This window comes from Bradyrhizobium lablabi (assembly GCF_018129385.1).
GTDB classification, from domain to species: Bacteria; Pseudomonadota; Alphaproteobacteria; order Rhizobiales; family Xanthobacteraceae; genus Bradyrhizobium; species Bradyrhizobium lablabi_C.
Genome location: NZ_JAFCLN010000002.1, coordinates 91,367 through 107,963, shown reverse-complemented (window position 1 = coordinate 107,963; position 16,597 = coordinate 91,367). Strand labels below are relative to the sequence as shown.

The 16,597-nt window shown below is 62.5% G+C and carries 18 protein-coding genes; 5 read left to right on the top strand and 13 right to left on the bottom strand.

Annotation, left to right across the window (positions count from 1 at the left end; translation table 11 throughout):
* The 4 genes from JQ628_RS04020 to JQ628_RS04005 form a co-directional block, all read right to left on the bottom strand.
* Positions 1-528 (bottom strand): YcnI family copper-binding membrane protein, encoded by a 528-nt coding sequence (locus JQ628_RS04020; protein WP_212219652.1) that lies wholly within the window; start codon positions 526-528, stop codon positions 1-3.
* Between the two features lie 8 nt (positions 529-536).
* Entirely contained in the window at positions 537-1,043 is a 507-nt protein-coding gene (locus tag JQ628_RS04015; RefSeq protein WP_212219649.1) for a copper chaperone PCu(A)C, read from the bottom strand.
* A 46-nt stretch (positions 1,044-1,089) separates the two neighbouring features.
* Positions 1,090-3,312 carry a TonB-dependent receptor family protein gene (locus tag JQ628_RS04010; protein ID WP_212219645.1) on the bottom strand — a complete coding sequence of 741 codons (2,223 nt, stop codon included), beginning with the start codon at positions 3,310-3,312 and terminating at the stop codon, positions 1,090-1,092.
* A 104-nt stretch (positions 3,313-3,416) separates the two neighbouring features.
* Positions 3,417-3,806 (bottom strand): DUF2946 domain-containing protein, encoded by a 390-nt coding sequence (locus JQ628_RS04005; protein ID WP_249127478.1) that lies wholly within the window; start codon positions 3,804-3,806, stop codon positions 3,417-3,419.
* A gap of 447 nt (positions 3,807-4,253) precedes the next feature.
* Between JQ628_RS04005 and JQ628_RS04000 the strand changes: the two genes are divergently transcribed.
* The 4 genes from JQ628_RS04000 (at position 4,254) to JQ628_RS03985 (ending at position 8,367) form a co-directional block, all read left to right on the top strand.
* A complete protein-coding gene (locus JQ628_RS04000) occupies positions 4,254-4,655 on the top strand; it encodes a globin (protein WP_212219642.1) in 402 nt (133 codons plus the stop codon).
* A 137-nt stretch (positions 4,656-4,792) separates the two neighbouring features.
* Positions 4,793-5,818 carry a sugar ABC transporter substrate-binding protein gene (locus JQ628_RS03995; RefSeq protein ID WP_212219639.1) on the top strand — a complete coding sequence of 342 codons (1,026 nt, stop codon included), beginning with the start codon at positions 4,793-4,795 and terminating at the stop codon, positions 5,816-5,818.
* Positions 5,819-5,823: 5 nt separating this feature from the next.
* On the top strand, positions 5,824-7,326 hold the full coding sequence (locus JQ628_RS03990; RefSeq protein ID WP_212219637.1) for a sugar ABC transporter ATP-binding protein: 1,503 nt from the start codon (positions 5,824-5,826) through the stop codon (positions 7,324-7,326).
* Positions 7,327-7,338: 12 nt separating this feature from the next.
* Entirely contained in the window at positions 7,339-8,367 is a 1,029-nt protein-coding gene (locus JQ628_RS03985; RefSeq protein ID WP_212219634.1) for an ABC transporter permease, read from the top strand.
* A 77-nt stretch (positions 8,368-8,444) separates the two neighbouring features.
* Here JQ628_RS03985 and mtnK read toward each other — a convergent pair whose 3' ends face one another.
* The 4 genes from mtnK to JQ628_RS03965 are packed head-to-tail and all read right to left on the bottom strand — an operon-like array spanning position 8,445 to position 11,500.
* On the bottom strand, positions 8,445-9,728 hold the full coding sequence (gene mtnK, locus JQ628_RS03980) for an S-methyl-5-thioribose kinase (RefSeq protein ID WP_212219631.1): 1,284 nt from the start codon (positions 9,726-9,728) through the stop codon (positions 8,445-8,447).
* A gap of 35 nt (positions 9,729-9,763) precedes the next feature.
* The gene (locus JQ628_RS03975) at positions 9,764-10,111 is read right to left on the bottom strand and encodes a hypothetical protein (RefSeq protein WP_212219628.1); all 348 of its coding nucleotides are present in this window, start codon (positions 10,109-10,111) and stop codon (positions 9,764-9,766) included.
* A 17-nt stretch (positions 10,112-10,128) separates the two neighbouring features.
* Positions 10,129-10,410 (bottom strand): hypothetical protein, encoded by a 282-nt coding sequence (locus tag JQ628_RS03970; RefSeq protein ID WP_212219625.1) that lies wholly within the window; start codon positions 10,408-10,410, stop codon positions 10,129-10,131.
* 55 nt (positions 10,411-10,465) lie between these two features.
* Entirely contained in the window at positions 10,466-11,500 is a 1,035-nt protein-coding gene (locus JQ628_RS03965) for a transglycosylase (RefSeq protein WP_212219622.1), read from the bottom strand.
* 251 nt (positions 11,501-11,751) lie between these two features.
* On the opposite strand from JQ628_RS03965, the gene JQ628_RS03960 reads away from it, so the two are divergent.
* A complete protein-coding gene (locus JQ628_RS03960) occupies positions 11,752-12,144 on the top strand; it encodes a hypothetical protein (RefSeq protein ID WP_212219619.1) in 393 nt (130 codons plus the stop codon).
* A 27-nt stretch (positions 12,145-12,171) separates the two neighbouring features.
* Here JQ628_RS03960 and JQ628_RS03955 read toward each other — a convergent pair whose 3' ends face one another.
* The 5 genes from JQ628_RS03955 to JQ628_RS03935 form a co-directional block, all read right to left on the bottom strand.
* Positions 12,172-13,155 carry an ABC transporter substrate-binding protein gene (locus tag JQ628_RS03955; protein ID WP_212219616.1) on the bottom strand — a complete coding sequence of 328 codons (984 nt, stop codon included), beginning with the start codon at positions 13,153-13,155 and terminating at the stop codon, positions 12,172-12,174.
* 185 nt (positions 13,156-13,340) lie between these two features.
* On the bottom strand, positions 13,341-13,616 hold the full coding sequence (locus tag JQ628_RS03950) for a DUF1467 family protein (RefSeq protein ID WP_212219613.1): 276 nt from the start codon (positions 13,614-13,616) through the stop codon (positions 13,341-13,343).
* A 2-nt stretch (positions 13,617-13,618) separates the two neighbouring features.
* The gene (mce, locus tag JQ628_RS03945) at positions 13,619-14,023 is read right to left on the bottom strand and encodes a methylmalonyl-CoA epimerase (protein ID WP_212219610.1); all 405 of its coding nucleotides are present in this window, start codon (positions 14,021-14,023) and stop codon (positions 13,619-13,621) included.
* Positions 14,024-14,094: 71 nt separating this feature from the next.
* Complete coding sequence (locus JQ628_RS03940) at positions 14,095-15,765, bottom strand: ribonuclease J (RefSeq protein WP_212219607.1); 1,671 nt, start codon at positions 15,763-15,765, stop codon at positions 14,095-14,097.
* Positions 15,765-16,574, bottom strand: a complete 810-nt coding sequence (locus tag JQ628_RS03935) for a biotin--[acetyl-CoA-carboxylase] ligase (RefSeq protein ID WP_212219604.1) — start codon at positions 16,572-16,574, stop codon at positions 15,765-15,767. Before JQ628_RS03935 ends, JQ628_RS03940 begins: the two co-directional genes overlap by 1 nt.
* Positions 16,575-16,597: the final 23 nt, after the last annotated feature.

Sequence of the window (16,597 nt, the reverse complement as noted above, 5' to 3'; positions counted from 1 at the left end):
TCAGCGTTTTGGCATCAGCTTGAGGCCGGGCGCCGGCGATTTGCTGCCGGGGTCATGGGAATGGCCACCTTGGCCTTCCGCCGGGATATCGATCCAGCGGCTAACGCCCTGCTCGCATTCCTGCACGACGGGGAAATACAGCGTGCTGTTCGGCTTCAGGCCGTCCGTGAGGTACGTCGCCATCACGAATTCATCGTAATTGTCGTCGGCGAGCTTGCCGCCGCTCCACGCCACTTCCTTGACGCCTTCGCTCACTTTGGCGCCGTGGAATTCGTAAGTGTTGGCGTATTTTCCCTTCACCGTCTCGAGCTTCCAGCCGGTCTTCGGCATCGGCTTTATTCCGATGACGCCTTCCGGAATCTGCACACGGATCTTGGTGGTGGCCGAACCGGCGCAGCCATGCGGCACGGCGAAGACCGCCTTGTAGAAACTGCCAACCGCCGCCTGGCGGTTTTCCAGTGTGACGTGGGCGCCCGCCGGCGAAGCGGCGAGCGCGGTGACGAGGATGAGAAGGCTCGCGCGCGGCATGTTCGCCCTCACTTCTTCATCATGTGCCCGGAATGATCGCCGCCCGCGGCAGGCGCCTGCGCGCCGACACCCTGTACGTCGAGTGCAACATTCACCTTGCCCGCTTTCTCGAATTCAAGCGTCAGCGGCACCTTGTCCCCTTGCTTCAGCGGATTCTTCAGGTCCATCAGCATCAGGTGGTAACCGCCCGGCGCGAGCTTGACGGTCTTGCCGGGCTCGATCGGCAGCCCCTTGTCGAGCGGACGCATCGTCATGACGCCATTGTTCATGGCCATCTCGTGGATTTCGATCTTGCCGGCAACGTCGCCCGCAACGCTGACCAGACGATCGGGCGCATTGCCCTTGTTGTCGATGGTCAGATAGCCGCCGCCGATCTTGGCGCCGCCCGGTGTGGCGCGGCTCCAGGCCTGCGAAATCACGAGGTCACCGGCCTTGACCTCCTGCGCTTGCGCGGACGCGGCAAACAGACTGGCGAGAACTGCGGCGCAAGCAATGCTGCGTAGGATTGATGGCATGAGATGCTCCTTATCACTTCTTGTTGGTTGTATCGGATTGAATTCGTTACCAGCGAGCCTTCGCCCCTACATAGATCGCACGCCCGGTGCCGGGCTCGAACAGCGGCGAGGCCGGATTGGCCCGGTCGATAACGCTGGCTGAAGCAATGTAGGTCTTGTTGGTCAGGTTCCTAGCTTCGAGGTAGAACGAAAAGGTGCCGCCGTTGTCGACACCTGCCTTGAAGCCCAACAGGGCATAAGGTTCGGTCTTCAGCGTATTGGCGCTGTCGACGTAGTAGGACTCGGGGACCCACTCCAGATTGGGGCCGGCATAGAAGCCGGTCGGATGCTTGTAAAGCAGCTCGGCACGCAGATAGTGGCGCGGTGCGCCGGGCAACTGGTTGTTGCCGAACGTGCGATCATTGTCGAAGCGGAAATCGTTGAAGGTGTAGGCGAGATTGAGCCAGATCTTGTCGGGCGCGCTTGCCGCCACGAACACGTTTCTGAAAACCGCAGCGCCGACGCCGGCCTCGATGCCCTGATGGATGGTGCGATCGAGATTGGTGACATTGCAATTGCCGAAGGAGCTGTACTGGCACTGCAATTCGTCGCGGATGTTGGCGCGATAGCCGGCCAATTCCCAGGTGAAGTCCGGCCGCCTGCCGCGCGTGCCGATTTCATAGGTGGTCGCGATCTGCGGTTTGATCAGGAAAAATGGGATGTTCGGAAAGGTCGGATTGAAGAAGTTGGGAGCGACGCTCTCGCCGAAGCTTGGTACCTCTGCGCTGCGCGAGATGTTTCCAAAAACCTGCCAGGTCGGATCGACATCCCAGATCGCGCCGACCTTCGGGCTCCAGAGGCTGAACGTGCTGCGGCCATTCACGTCGCCATTGGTGGAAAAATTGACGCGCTGGTCGCGCACGGCGAAGAGATATTGCGTACCGGCGATCAGCGCGACATTCGGGACGACGTAGAACGAATTTTCCGCATAAGCCGAATAATTCTCCGGCGATTGCAGCAAGGAAGATGTCGGGGCGCCCTTGAAGCCACCGATATTCGCGAACTGCCGGGCGTCGATCGTGCCGTTGAGGATATTGAAGCCGGCCACGAACCGGTTGCGAAAACCGCCGATCATCCGTTCATCGGTTACCTTGGCGAAGCCGCCATAGTCCTTGAAGCGGTAGTCGAGCCACTGGAAGATCGGATGCATCAGGTGGCGATCGACACCGAACGCGCCGAAATCGATGATCGTGTTGTCGAGCCGGATGGTGCTCTTGTTGGCGATGCGGACGGTGTCGATGTTGCGCTGCCAGTCGTTGATCACGTTGATGGGGGCCGCCGCCTCCGGCGAAGTGAGCGCCGAGGTCTTGGTCACGCTGCCGGGGATACGTTGGCGCACCTCGTTGGCGTTGAGATAGAATCGCGTCTCGAAGTCCGGCGAGAACTGATAGCCGACATTGCCGCTGATGCGCGTCGCCTGCCCAAAGCTGTGGTCGCGGAAGCCCTCGGCGGCCTGCGTGGACGCCGTGATGAAACCGTCCCACGGACCATTCGCGCCGCCGACATTTCCTTGCAAGCGACGGAACCCGAAACCGCCGAGATCAGCCGACACGCCATTCGGAAAGGGATCGCGGCCGGTCGGCGTCACGAAATTGATCGCGCCGCCCAGCGCATTGGCGCCGAATTGCAGCGCATTGGCGCCCTTGTAGACCGCGACATATTTGTAGGCGGTCGGGTCGATCTCCTGGAAATCGCCGTAGCCGTCGGACGTGTTGATCGGAATGCCGTCCATGTAGAGTTGGACGCCGCGCAGATGGAAATTGCGCGACAGGCCGGAGCCGCGGATCGACAGCCGCGTGTCGTCGCCCCATTTGGGCTGCGCGAAAACGCCGGGAACATAATCGAGGATATCCTTGATGGTGTTGGCCACCGTCGAGTTCTTGTAGGCCTCGGCGGGAACGAGCGCGACACCACCCGGGGTCTGCTGGATGTCGCGGATGGCCTGCTGCACCGTCAGGACGGTCAGCGCAGGCCCTCGCGCGAGATCGCTCGCGACCGGCGCGGTGGCCGGGGGCGTCGTGCGAACACGCGGGGCGCGGGTTGTGCGAGCTGCGGAGCGCTGCGGGGCGCGGGGCGCAGTCACCCTTTGTTGCCGCGGCGGCTCGACCGTAACCGGCGGCAGCGTTGTTTGCGGGCTATCTTGGGCAAACGCGGGTGCAGCCGCGAGAATTGCGGCGGACGCCACAACGCTGCGTGCAAGACCGCCCGGGATCGAGCGATGGCGAACCATGGAATCTTCCTGGAATTTCCTGACGCCGGCTCATGGCCGGCCTGTTGAACTGGCACGGATCGGCACGGCAGCCAGCCGCACCGATCGTTGGAGTGCTCGTGACGTCAGGAGATGGAGGGCGGTGCGCGCGCCTGCGCCGGGGAGCCGGAGCGGGTCCCGGACCGATCAGGCGAGAAGGCATGCCAGATGACGGCTTCAGCCTGGCGGTCGAAGGTGAAGGCCAGCGCCGTCTGCGGCGTGTCGACCGGCACCCCCGTATGGAGAACGCTGCAAACCGAACAGCAGCCGTCATGGGCCCTGTGCGGGCCGGTCTGGTCGCTTTGGGCCGACCCTGGTGCTGCGTTGCCATGGCAGATCACGGCGCCTGCAAGGGGATCGGAAGCCGCAATGCTGGCCGCCCAGCAGGCGCCGATCGGTGCGAAAATCTGCACCGCCAGCGCAAACAGGATTATGGGCAGAAAGTTTTTGAGCCGCCGACGCATCGCCAGATCCATTCCCTGTCACCTAATCACCGGCAGAGTCGGGAGTCGAGACCAGGTTCCCTGCGCGATCCTGCGGGCGATCATCAATTGGGCGGCCGGTGTATTCGGGCCACAGTCGGGCAAGGCGCTGGTCGGCCCTACTCCCTTACCCCGCGACGGGTCCAGACGCTGCTTCTGCAACTAAAACTGGCGCAATCCCAATCATTTCGCAGATTGCTGGAATTTTGAACATTCGTTGCTGAAATTGATGACAAGGCGACCAAGATGGTCTAGGACTGCGGGCTCAGGCCGACCGCAAGGTAAGTCTGGTGGTCCAAGTCTCGGGAGGAGCCCGACGCGCACAAGCAGCGTCACCCCGTCAATCAAGATCAAATCCAAATTTTCGGGGAAATAGGGTCGACACAATTTTTGGAGCAGGGCTAACCGCCCTGCTCTTTTTTTGTTTATTTCAATCAACCAATGAAGCGATCAGGAAATCCCATCGAGCGCAGCTTCGAACTCGCGGCCGAATGTTGCGAGGATCTGACGCCGCTGGTCTATCGCCGCCTGTTCGCAAAGCACCCCGAGACGCAGACGATGTTTCGCAGCGAAGGCAGCGAACTCGTCAAGGGTTCGATGCTCGCCATGACGATCGAGGCCATTCTCGATTTCGCCGGCGAGCGCAGCGGCAAATTCCGCATGATCGAATGCGAGGTCTCCTCGCACGACGCCTACGGCACGCCGCGGGATTTGTTCGTTTCGTTCTTCGGCGTGATCCGGGACACGCTGCGCGAGGTGCTGGGGCCCGAATGGTCGCATGACATCGATCATGCGTGGGACCGGCTTCTCGCCGACATCGCCGCCTTTGCCGACCCGGACTGACGCACTGCATTGCACCAACACGGCGACGGTTGCCCGCGCGATGGACGGTAGCGTGATCGCCTCTGTTGTGAGACACTGACCACCTTGGGTAGCGCAAACAATGACGCTGCCAATGCATAAAATCATGGGAGCGAGAGATGTCCGGGACGAAAGATTTCTCGAAGACCAGGCGTGATCTTCTTCAGGCGGCAGCAACTGCCGGCGCCGCGACAGCAATCCTCGGCAGCATGGGCATAAATCCGGCACTGGCGGCCGAGGCCGTTGGACGGTCGGACAAGCCGTTGAAGGCGGCATTCTCCAACGCGGGCCTACAGGCCACCTGGTGCGCGCAGGGCAAACAGGCCGCGGAATTCTGGGGCAAGCTGTTCAATGTCGAGGTGACCTGGTTCGACGGCCAGCTCGATGCAGTGAAGCAGCGCGCCGCGATCGACAACATGGCTTCGCAAAAATGGGATTTCGTCGCCATCCAGGCGTTCGGCATCGGCACGCTAACCCAGCCTGTGCAGAAGATGATCAGTGCCGGCACGCCCGTGATCGACATGGACACGCTGATCGCGCCGCTCGATCAGATCAACGTCCATTCCTTCCTTGCCCCGGACAATGAGTTCATGGGCGCCTCGGTGACGCAGGCCCTCTGCAACGCCATGGGCGGCAAGGGCAAGATCATCATGACGCAAGGCGCGCTCGGCCATACCGGCGCACAGGGTCGAGCCAAAGGCTTCAATTCGGTCGTCAAGCAATTTCCGAACATCGAAGTGCTCGACACTCAGCCGGCCGATTGGGACGTCTCGAAGACCGCGCGGCTGTGGGAGACCTACCTCACCAAATATCCGCAGATCGACGCGGCCTTCTTCCACAATGACGATATGGCGCTCGCCGCCTACAACATCATGAAGGCGCGTAACCGCACCAACATCCTGATCGGCGGGGTCGACGCCATGCCGCCGGCGATCCAGGCGGTGAGCGAAGGCCGCATGTTCGCCACCGTCCGCAATCCCTCCTGCCGCATCCATGGCGGCGCCATCGTCGCCGGCGTTGCCGCCGTCGTGGGGGGCGAAAAGAGCGGCCAGGGCATTCCGAAAAGCGTCGTCACCGACGGTCCGGTCGTGACGAAGGCGAATGCCGCGGGCATGCAGTGGATGGAAGACCACTTCCTGATCTGACGTCCATGCCGCAGGACCGCTCGCCTGTCCTTGAGCTGGCTGGCATCACGAAGAGCTTCGGCGGCGTCGAAGCCCTTCGCGGTGTCGATTTCGCGCTGTATGCGGGCGAAATCCACGGTCTGGTCGGCGAAAACGGCGCCGGAAAAAGCACGTTGATGAAGATCATCGCCGGCCTGCATCCCGAATTCTCCGGCCGTTTCCTGGTGGATGGACAGGAGACCCGCTTTCGATCGGCCCGCGATGCCCATGCCGCCGGCATCGCCATGGTCCATCAGGAGCTCAGCGTCGCACCCGATCTGACGGTCGCCGAAAACGTGTTTCTCGGCAACCAGCCGACCAACCGGCTCGGCATCGTGCAATGGCGGCGGATGGCGCGAGAGGCCGGAGAACAGCTCGCCCGGTTCGGCATCGACGTCAACCCGATGTCGCGGCTTGGCGACCTGCCGATCGGCCAGCAGCAGCTCATCGAGATCGCCCGCGTGCTGTTCTCCGGCGCGCGCATCATTGTGCTGGACGAGCCGACATCGGCCCTCTCTCCGCCCGAGGTCGAACGCCTCTTTGCGACGCTACAGCGGCTGCGTGACGAAGGCACCGGCATCGTGTTCATCTCGCATTTCATTGAGGACATCCTGCGTGTCTCCGACACCGTGACCGTGTTCCGCAACGGCCGCAAGGTCGCCGAGAGCGTGGCCGCGGCGACCACCAAGGGTGCCCTGATCGAAGCCATGATCGGCCGAGGTGGTGAAGCGCTGGAGCACAGCTACACCGACGATTTGATGCTGCCGACATCGAACGGCGGCTCCGTTGTGCTGAAGGCGGAGCAACTCTCGCTCGCCCGCAGTCTGCGGGAGGTGTCGTTCGAGACGCGTTCCGGCGAAGTGCTGGGAATCTACGGATTCATGGGCTGCGGGCAGCAGGAGCTGTCGCGGATATTGTTCGGCAAACTGACGCCGGACAGTGGCACGCTCTCGGTGGACGGCCGTCCGAGAAGGTTCGCCAGCACGGCTGATGCGCGTCGTGCAGGTGTCGCCCTGGTGCCCGAAAGCCGGCGTGCGATGCTGTTCCACCAGGAGCCGGTCTACAAGAACATCTCGATCAGCATCCTTGAGCGCATTTCAGCTTTGCTGCTCAAGCCGGCGCGCGAGCGGGAGATCGCAAAACGGCAGGTCCAGCAATTGCAGATCCGGCCTCCCGTGGTCGGCCTCGACCTCGGCATGCTCTCGGGCGGCAATCAGCAGAAGGTGGCGCTGGCGAAGTGGCTGAGCTATCCGCCGCGGCTGCTCGTGCTGTGCGAGCCGACGCGCGGCATGGATGTGGGCGCGAAGAACGACGTCATCAATATCGTGCGCGACCTGCGGCAAAGGGGACTGGCGATCATCGTATTGTCGACGGAACCGGAGACGGTGCTGTCGCTTTCCGACCGCATCCTGGTGCTGAGGCGCGGCGCGGTCGTGCGTGAATTTTCCAACGAGCCGGTCAGCAAGGACCGGCTGCTGGCAGCGGCGTGACGGAGAAACACGATGGCGAGCGGTGAAGCGGTTCCAGCGGCGGGTCACAGGCCGGGGCGCGTCGGCCCCTTCCTGCGCTCGCAAATGCGCAACATCGCACCGTTCCTGACGCTGATCCTGCTCACTGCCTTCTTTGCCTTTGCGAGCCCGTCCTTTGCGACGCTCGACAATTTCGGCAACATCCTCACCCAGGTTTCGGTGACCGGCATCATCGCCGTCGGCCTCACCTTCGTGATCCTCTGCGCTGAAATCGACCTCTCGGTCGCCGCCATTGCCAACGTCACCGGCATTGCGGTGGCCTATTTCACGCTGCAGGAATCCTACGTCAACATCGCCAATGTCCCGATGCCCGGCTGGGCCGCGATCCTGCTGGCGCTGGCGCTCTGCGCCCTGCTCGGCCTCGTCAACGCGTTCGGACTGACGGTGATCGGCATCCCCTCCTTCATCATGACGCTGGCGATGATGCAGATCGCCGCCGGCATCTCGGCGCTATTGGTGCGCGGGCAGATCGCCTACAAGGTACCGCCACTCGTCTCCACGCTGGGATCGACATCGATCGGCGGCATTCCCTGGATCGTGATCGTGGCAGCCCTGATGCTGCTCGGCGGCCATCTCGTGCTGACCTACACGCGCTTCGGCCGCTACGTCTACATGGTCGGCGGCAACCGCGAAGCAGCCGAATATGCGGGTCTCAACGTCAAGCTCATACTGGGCAGCGTCATGGTGATTTCGGCCGTATGCGCCGGCATTGGCGGCATGCTGGGGGTCGCGCATTTCGGCAGCGCGCAGCAGAACGAGTTCGACACTTATCTGCTGGATTCCATCGCCGCCGTCGTGGTCGGCGGCACCAGCCTGTTCGGCGGCCGCGGCGGCATCGGCAACACCATCGTCGGCCTGTTCGTGCTCGGCGTCCTCAACAACGGGCTCGACCATGTCAACATCGACAGCTTCCTGAAGATATTGATCCGCGGCCTGATCCTGCTCGCCGCGCTGGTGATCAATGTCTATGCGCAGCGGTTGCGAGAGCGGGCGGCAGACTGACAGGCAAACCGGGGTCCGGACTCAAAAAGTCGAAAACAACCCCATGCATAGTAGAATTGCAGGTAATTTGTTACCTACTAGGGGTCCGGCTGCCAGTCGCGCGCCTCCCGCGCCGCCTTTGTCACGGCGCCGATCGTGGGAAATGAGGACGCTTCCACCATCATGACCCGCGCAAGCTTCAGGCTGCGCGCCTCGCAGATTGCCCGCCGTTTCGGGTCCTCGATCAATTCGAAATCGATGTTGTGGGCGAGTCCGAGGATGCGGCGGATGATCTTTGCGGCCGAGAAGCCGACGGTGTCCTGGAACAGCCGGGCCATATAAGCCTGCCTCTCGACCTCCAAGCGCGCCGCCCCTGCCTCGCCTTCGAACAGCGTCCGCGGATAGGCATCGCCTCCCGCTTGCGTCCGCCACAGCGCCAGGAACTTGCGGGCGAACTCGCTCCAGACGTTTTCGACCGTCTCCAGCACCCACGCTTCGAACACCTGCCGCTCGGCCGGGATGCGCTCGTGACCGGCGGACGCCAGATAGGCCATCAGGAGATTGGCGATAACGGCGCCGATGTCGAAGCCCATGGGCCCGTAGAACGCGAACTCGGGATCGATCACGACGGTCGCGCCGTCAGTCACCATGATCGATCCGGTATGGAGATCGCCATGGATCAGGGCTTCCGGCGCGTTGAGAAACTTCAGTTTCAGCCGCGAGATCGCCACGTGCAGATCGAGGTCTTCGCGGAAGGCGGCTGCGGTCGCATCGAGCCAGGGCTGGGTCCAGCGGTTCTGCTCGGCCACGCGATAGGGATCGGTGAAGATCAGGTCTTCGGTGATCTTGCAAAGCGCGTGATTGCCGGCAAAGGCGGCGACGCCCTCTTTCTTCGCGGCGGCTGATACCGCGAGATCGGAAGTGAAGAACAGCGTCCGCGCCATGAAGGTCGTGATGTCCTGGACGAACCGCGGATATTGAATTCCGGCAATCAGCCCCTTGCGCATAATGAGGTGCGGCTCGAGCAGCTCCATCACGTTGAGCGCCAGCGCCGCGTTGTGATGCAGCAAAGCGGGCACGAGGCCCGGAGCGAACTGCGCCTGTTTCGCGAGCGCCAGATACTCGTAATGCGCCCGCGAGAGCGGCAACGGCCAGCTTTCGCCAACCAGACGAACATAAGGAAGCGCCTGCTTCACGGCGACGCCGCCGCGCGCGCCCTTCACAATGAAGACGAGGTTGAGATTGCCGTCACCTACCTCCGTAATCGTCCACGAAGTGGGCTCGCCACCGAGCGGCGTCGCCAGTTCCGGAAGGGCTGCGAGATATTCCCGCAAGGCCGCTTCATGCAGGATTCGATATTGATCCGGGCGTTCGGTCTTCATGACGCTCCGTCCTCATGGCTTTTGCGTCAGGATCGTCAGTCCCGTTCGAGGAAGCTCGAACCGATATGGGCCTTCTTCTGGACCGGATCGTAGTCGCAGAAGACGCCGTCGGCGACCAGCGTGTAGCTCGCAATGATCGTGTCCTTGTCGAGCTTGACCGAGCTCAGGCCGATTACGGCGGTCTGCTTGCCGCCGGTCCATTTGAACGGCGTCGTGCTCTGCGCCTTCTCGCAGGCCGCCACCGCATCAGCGAATACGGCGCCTTCGACAAAAGCCTTTGTCGTCTGAAGCAGCCTCAGCGTTCTCCAGTTCATGTAGAACGATCCGGCAATGCCGGCGATCAGCAGGATCACCAGAGCGATCATGATTCTTTGAAAATTCATTGTTGCCCCTCGGCAAGCTAACGCTGCCGTTCTTTCGCTTCCGACGCTACGCCGTGACCAATCTGCGACAGTTTGGTGGTCCGGCGCAAGCCAAGGGACGAACCGGTTTCTCGCGACGAAAGTTTGGCGGGTGAGAAAGGCTTATGGGTCGAAGCCCCCGCCATGCAATTCTCGGAATTGGCATCGCAAGCGGCCAGGCAATTGGTTTCTTCCGTCGCAGATTGATCCATCGCGAAGGCTGAGCCCATGGAGGCCGACAACAGAAGCGTGAGCCCGAGGGCGCGCAGCGTTACTTGCATCAATCCGTTTCCCAACTGGCAGCCAGGCATGTACTCATAAACCACTCAATGGAGACTACTTCGCCTCTCCGGCCGCGGCGGTGGCCATGTACTTCGAACGGAACTCAGCAACTCGTGCGCGCCACATTCCGACGAACGCCTCCGATGTCAGCTTGTCGACGGATTTCCACGCGCTCTTGATGGCCGGAAGGGTATTGCCCCAGATCGCGCGTTTGCACCACTTTTCGCCTTTCTCCCTGCCTTCGCTGGTGGCGCACATGGATTTCCAGGCGATACGATCCGGTTTGCTGATGTGCTCGGCGGCGCCTTCCCAGCCTTGTTGATGGATCAAATAGAGATCGCTCAAGGTGGGCTTCCGGTGCGTCACCCACTCGAACAGAATGCCTTCGGTGATGACCTTGTAGGCCGCCGCAACGGCGTTGTCGCGCGGACTGCGAATCTGCCCGGAGCCGAACTTGCCGAACTCGTATTCACTCAACTGGAACAGGCCGATATACGAACCGGTGCGTTGATTGGGGTCGAAACCAGACTCGATCTTGGCAACCGCTTTCATGAAATGGAAATCCAGACCGAACGCGTCGGAAGCGCGCTTGATCTCCTCGACCGGCGTTCCGACCGGGATGTCCTTGAGTGACCGCAAGACGATCTCCGCCGGCTTCTCGGCAGGCGGCAGTTCGGACCAGACGTAATAGATGAGATACTGGAAATCCTGCGTCACCGGCGCTGCCCTGGAAGCATCTTTGGAGGCATCGTCGGACGCATCGCGCGTTGCCGGCACCGGCAGGACGACATCATGGTGGCTCACGGCCGCCAATTTCATCCCGATCGAATGGTCGGCGATTTCGGCTCGGGCCGTCAGCGGTCCGGACAGCGCTGAAGTCACCGAGCCGTCTTCTGCAAGCGCTGTGACGGATGCGGCGGATGCCTCCGACACAACGGCGGAGGGTGTGGGCGCACTGGGCGCCACGGAGCTCACGGCCGCTTCCGCGATTGGGTCCGGCACGGCCGCGACCGGCCTGTTTCCGGCAGCCAGATAAATCCCCGTGGATGCTATGGCACCCATAATGCAGGCGACCTGCAAGGCTTTCATTGCCCCGACTCCGCGGCTGGTTCCCCGGGGGCACGCTACATGTTCCCCGCGGGCCAAATTAAGGCCGCCCATGTTAGAATTTTCTTAGCGGGAGCCTCTGGCGAAGTGCGCGTTGCACTGAAGTCCGCAATAGGCCGTCAGAAGCAGACGAACACGCTCTTTTACCAAGAGTTAGTAGTTGATATGAATCAACCTGTAGGTGCTTCCCAACGACTACCAATGATCTCGCTTTTCCGATTGAGGCGACCCCTATGACGGATGCTGGTGTAGTCATCATTCTTCTAGCGTTCGGCGTTGGCGCACTTTTGGCCGCGACCGTTCCGGGTCTAGTTATGGGTCTATCAATCGGACTGTTTGTGAAGCGTCGCGATCGGAGCTTCTTAATCTGCTTTTCGGTCAGCGCGATAAGTGCATTCATCGCCTGTCGGTGGTTGATTAGACAGCCGACGAATGCGTTCAATCCGATTGTTTTCTTCGTCGTTCTCGGCGCTTTGCTGATTATGACATCGATCGGAGCATGGCTCGGCCGAAACCCGCGGCGGCCGCACCGAACCCTTCATGAGATGAACGTGACTTCTGCTGAGGGGTCAAAAGCAGACATCGCCCGAAGCTGGTTCGACGTCCCGCTAAGGGCCAAGTCCTGACTCATGCACCGCAGCAAACAGCATCTCTTATTCGATTGCCTCGTCGGCGCGGGCGAGCAGGTTGGGGGGCACCTCGAGGGCGAGCGCTTTCGCGGTCTTGAGGTTGATCACCAGCTCAACCTTCGTCGACTGCTGGACCGGCAATTCCACCGGCTTCGTGCCTTTTAAAATACGGCCGACATAGACGCCGGCCTGACGATAGGAGTCGGCGTAATCGGGACCGTAGCTCATCAGTCCACCGGCTTCGACGTAATCTCGCTGGAAGTAGATCGCAGGGAACGCGTGGCGCGCTGCCAATGCTACAAGCTGCGCCCGCGCGGTAATAAAGAACGGGTCGGAGCCGACGAGCAGTGCGTCGGGTCGCCACTTCGACAAGGCAGCGAAGGCCGCATCGATCTCCGTGCTAGTGGTTGCGTTGAAGATTTCGACGTCCAGGCTGAGCGCGTGTCCGGCGACCACCACGCCCCGCACCGTTGGTTCAGCTGTTGCCGCAACGGCGGGATTGACGAGCACGGCGATACGCTTGGCAACAGGCAACAGCTCATGCAGCAGTGCCAACCGTTTTGCTGGCAGCTCGGTGACAGGGAAATAGAAACCGGTGATGTTTCCATTTGGTCGGTGGAAGCTTGATACTAGGCCCATGTGGACGGGATCAGCACCGCTCAGGAACACAATAGGAATGGTCGACGTTGCGCGCTTCGCAGCAAGCGCCGCAGTTGGCCCCGAGGCGGCAATGACGGCGGCCTCACGCCGCACTAGATCATCTGCAAGTTGCGGCCATTCCTCTGCTCCGCCATCGGCTGAGCGGTACTCCAGCCTCACGTTCTGCCCATCCACGAAGCCTTCGCCGCCTAAGCCCGCACGGAACGCCGCCAGCCAATGCCGACGCGCATCGAGACCAGTCCCTAGGAAGCCTACTACGGGCGCAGTTCGCTGTTGGGCGAACACCGCGAGCGGCCACGCCACCGCCGTGCCGGCAAGAAACGTTATGAACTCGCGCCGTCGATGCATTTGCGCTCCGCAAGGACCTCCGCGCTGTGCAATGCCTGAAGGCTAACATTTTGCATCCGAGCAACAAGCTCAATCGCTGCGACGCTATGTCCGAGATTGGTCATTTGCAGACATTCGCGGCCGGCGAAAGCCATGTCTGCCCTAACCCAGGAAGCGGACAATTCTCGGATTGATGAGGAGACGGCCTAGAACGGCATTCCCATCAGCTTCGACAGCCGTTCGATCGAGAGATAGCCGGCCTGATAGGCCCACATGCCGACGCCGAAAATGACCGCCGAGATCAGTGTCGTCCAGAGCAGCTTGCGGCCCATCCGGGCCATGATCGGCGCGCCGGGATCGGTGCCGGGCGCGCCCTCGCCGTCTTCGTGCTGGCTGCGCACGCCGAACGGCAGCGTCAGGAACAGCACGACCCACCACAGGACGAAGTAGATCGCGAGCGAGGTCGAGATCGTGTAGGCCATCTTTACGCTTGCTCTATCTCGACGAGCGCGCCGGAAAAATCCTTGGGGTGGAAGAACAGCACCGGCTTGCCGTGCGCTCCGATCTTCGGCTGGCCGTCGCCGAGCACGCGCGCGCCCTCCGCGATCATGCGGTCACGCGCCGCCATGATGTCGGGCACGTCGTAGCAAACATGGTGGATGCCGCCGTCCGCATTGCGCTCGACGAATTTTGCGATCGGCGAGGCCTCGCCCAGCGGCTGGATGAACTCGATCTTGGTGTTGGGCAGCGTCACGAACACCGTGATGACGCCGTGCTCAGGCAGCGGCACGGCTTCCGAGATGTCGGCGTTGAATGCCTTGCCATAGATCCTTGCGGCTTTCTCGGCGTCCTTGACCGCGATCGCCACATGATTGAGCCGGCCTAGCATGGTAGCTCTCCAATTTATTTGAGCATGATCTTATCGGAAAACCGGTATCCACTTTTCCGGATCATGCTCCATCAGACTTCGAGCACGTGAACGAGGCAAAGCGGCTTCTTGCCCCAATGCTCGTTGATGGTCCCGCGCACGGCGCGCCGCACCGATTCCGCCAACGCATCCGGATCGCGCCGCCGGGCGCGCGGCAGGCTTTCGACGGTCGACACGACGGCGTCGAACACGATGTCGTCGAACAATTCGCCAGCCACATTCTTCTCGGGGATGCCGACGAGATCAACCTCGGGATCGTCGGCGAGCTCCCCTTTTTCCGTCATGGCTATGGCGACAAAAGCGCAGCCGGCAAAGCCCATCCGCCGCCGCTCCACCACCGCGCGCGATTTGGCGTCCTCCAGGATAGTGCCGTCCTTGTAGAGGCGGCCGGCCGGCAGCTCGTCGATGATGCCGGGATCGCCGGGGCCGAGCTTGACGAGATCGCCGTTGCGGCAGGTCAGGACCTTCGGCACACCGGCCGCGCGGGCGAGTTTGGCGTGTTCGGACAGATGCAGGGCTTCGCCATGGACCGGGATCAGGAGTTGCGGCCGCACCCATGAAATCATGTCGCGCAGCTCGTCGCGTCGCGGATGGCCGGAGACATGGACCAGATCGGTGCGGTCGGTGATGACCTCGACGCCCTGCGCGACCAGCCCGTTGACGATGGCGCCGACCGCCTTCTCGTTGCCGGGAATGGTGCGCGAGGAGAAGATCACGCAGTCGCCCTTGTTCAGGGTCACCTCGGGATGGTCGTCGTTGGCGATGCGCGCCAGCGCAGCGCGCGGCTCGCCCTGGCTGCCGGTGCAGAGCGCCAGCACTTTATCTGGCGGGAAATGGCCGTAGAGATCGGCGCCGCGGAAATTCTGCACGCCGTCGAGATAGCCGCATTCGCGCGCCACCTGCACCACGCGCTCCATGGCGCGGCCCACCACGACGACCTCACGGTTGGCGGCCTTCGCCGCGTCCGCCACCGCCTTCAGCCGCGCAACATTGGAGGCGAAGGTGGTGACTGCGACCCGGCCCTTGGCGGCTTTCACGAGCTTGGTGATGGTGGTGGCGACCTCGGTTTCCGAGGGAGAACGGCCGTCGCGCACCGCATTGGTGGAATCGCCTACCAGCGCCAGCACGCCGGCATCGCCGAGTTCGCGCAGCCGCCGCTCGTCGGTCGGCAGGCCGATAATCGGCGTCGGATCGATCTTCCAGTCGCCGGTGTGCAGCACCGTGCCGACTGCCGTGTGGATCGCCAGCGCGTGCGATTCCGGAATGGAGTGCGCGACCGGAATGAACTCGACGGTGAATGGCCCGACATCAATCCGTCCGCCCGACGGCACCACGGTGACCGGAATCTTTGGCGGATTGCGCTCCGCGGCACATTTGGCCTCAAACAGCGCCGCGCTGAATTGGGTCGCATAGATCGGGCATTTCAGCTTCGGCCAGAGATCGATGATGGCGCCAAAATGGTCCTCATGGGCGTGCGTCAGCACCAGTCCCATCAGGTTGTCACGCTGTTTCTCCAGGAAGCCGACGTCCGGCATGATCAGGTCGATGCCCGGCAGATGCTCCTCGTCGCCGAAGGAGACGCCGAGATCGACCGCGAGCCAGGCGCGCTGGTGGCGGTTGCCGAGGCCGTAGATCGACAGGTTCATGCCGATCTCGCCGACACCGCCCAGCGGCGCAAAGGTCAATTCATCCGGCCGTGCCATCACGCCGCCCCCACCGACGCCGCCGAGCCGAAGTACACCTCTCCGGCCGCAACCGGCATACGCCTGCCCTCGGCTGTGCGGATGATCAGACAGCCCGTTTCGTCGATGGTATCGAACGTACCTTCGATGATGGTGTTCCCGCTCTGAATGGCAACCCTCTCGCCAAGCCCGGCGGCGCGCTCGAGCCACAGGGAGCGGATTTTGCCAAAACCCCGGCCGTTGTCCCAGATGCCGCGGAATTCGACCCAGGCGTCCGACAGCGCCGCAAACAGCTCCTCGGCCCCGATCTGGATGCCGAGCGCATGCAGCGAGGTTGCCGGCGTCGGCGTGCCCTCCGGTGCGGCCACCACGTTGGTGCCGATGCCGACCACGACGGCGAGGCCGCCAGGGAGCGCCTCGGCTTCCAGCAGGATGCCCGACAGCTTCTGCCGGCCTGCCAGGACGTCATTGGGCCATTTCAGGCGGAATTCGAGCTGATCGGAGCCGGCTGCTCGCAGCCGGGCTTCAAGGCTGACCTTCTGCAAAGCACTTTCCAGCGCCAGCCCGGCCGCAAAGCCCAACGTCGCGGCGACAGCCGGCGGGACGTCCATCACCTCGAGAATGCTGCTGGCAAGATTGCCGCGCGGTGCGACCCAGACCCGCTGCCGCCGCCCGCGGCCAGCCGTTTGCTCTGTCGTGACGAACCATTTTGGCCCGCGCTCGCCTTCGCGGGCACGGAGCATGGCCTCCACATTGGTGGAGCCGATCTGGTCGAAGGCGGCGAGCTTATAGCCCGCCGCGGAGGCTCGTGGACCGAGCGTGAGGGTCATCTCAGGGCTGATCCGGCCTAGCC

Bases quoted from the DNA above. Each gene is read 5' to 3' on its own strand.
- JQ628_RS04020 (WP_212219652.1), bottom strand. From the start codon at position 528: ATGCCGCGCGCGAGCCTTCTCATCCTCGTCACCGCGCTCGCCGCTTCG.
- JQ628_RS04015 (WP_212219649.1), bottom strand. From the start codon at position 1,043: ATGCCATCAATCCTACGCAGCATTGCTTGCGCCGCAGTTCTCGCCAGT.
- JQ628_RS04010 (WP_212219645.1), bottom strand. From the start codon at position 3,312: ATGGTTCGCCATCGCTCGATCCCGGGCGGTCTTGCACGCAGCGTTGTG.
- JQ628_RS04005 (WP_249127478.1), bottom strand. From the start codon at position 3,806: ATGGATCTGGCGATGCGTCGGCGGCTCAAAAACTTTCTGCCCATAATC.
- JQ628_RS04000 (WP_212219642.1), top strand. From the start codon at position 4,254: ATGAAGCGATCAGGAAATCCCATCGAGCGCAGCTTCGAACTCGCGGCC.
- JQ628_RS03995 (WP_212219639.1), top strand. From the start codon at position 4,793: ATGTCCGGGACGAAAGATTTCTCGAAGACCAGGCGTGATCTTCTTCAG.
- JQ628_RS03990 (WP_212219637.1), top strand. From the start codon at position 5,824: ATGCCGCAGGACCGCTCGCCTGTCCTTGAGCTGGCTGGCATCACGAAG.
- JQ628_RS03985 (WP_212219634.1), top strand. From the start codon at position 7,339: ATGGCGAGCGGTGAAGCGGTTCCAGCGGCGGGTCACAGGCCGGGGCGC.
- mtnK (WP_212219631.1), bottom strand. From the start codon at position 9,728: ATGAAGACCGAACGCCCGGATCAATATCGAATCCTGCATGAAGCGGCC.
- JQ628_RS03975 (WP_212219628.1), bottom strand. From the start codon at position 10,111: ATGAATTTTCAAAGAATCATGATCGCTCTGGTGATCCTGCTGATCGCC.
- JQ628_RS03970 (WP_212219625.1), bottom strand. From the start codon at position 10,410: ATGCAAGTAACGCTGCGCGCCCTCGGGCTCACGCTTCTGTTGTCGGCC.
- JQ628_RS03965 (WP_212219622.1), bottom strand. From the start codon at position 11,500: ATGAAAGCCTTGCAGGTCGCCTGCATTATGGGTGCCATAGCATCCACG.
- JQ628_RS03960 (WP_212219619.1), top strand. From the start codon at position 11,752: ATGACGGATGCTGGTGTAGTCATCATTCTTCTAGCGTTCGGCGTTGGC.
- JQ628_RS03955 (WP_212219616.1), bottom strand. From the start codon at position 13,155: ATGCATCGACGGCGCGAGTTCATAACGTTTCTTGCCGGCACGGCGGTG.
- JQ628_RS03950 (WP_212219613.1), bottom strand. From the start codon at position 13,616: ATGGCCTACACGATCTCGACCTCGCTCGCGATCTACTTCGTCCTGTGG.
- mce (WP_212219610.1), bottom strand. From the start codon at position 14,023: ATGCTAGGCCGGCTCAATCATGTGGCGATCGCGGTCAAGGACGCCGAG.
- JQ628_RS03940 (WP_212219607.1), bottom strand. From the start codon at position 15,765: ATGGCACGGCCGGATGAATTGACCTTTGCGCCGCTGGGCGGTGTCGGC.
- JQ628_RS03935 (WP_212219604.1), bottom strand. From the start codon at position 16,574: ATGACCCTCACGCTCGGTCCACGAGCCTCCGCGGCGGGCTATAAGCTC.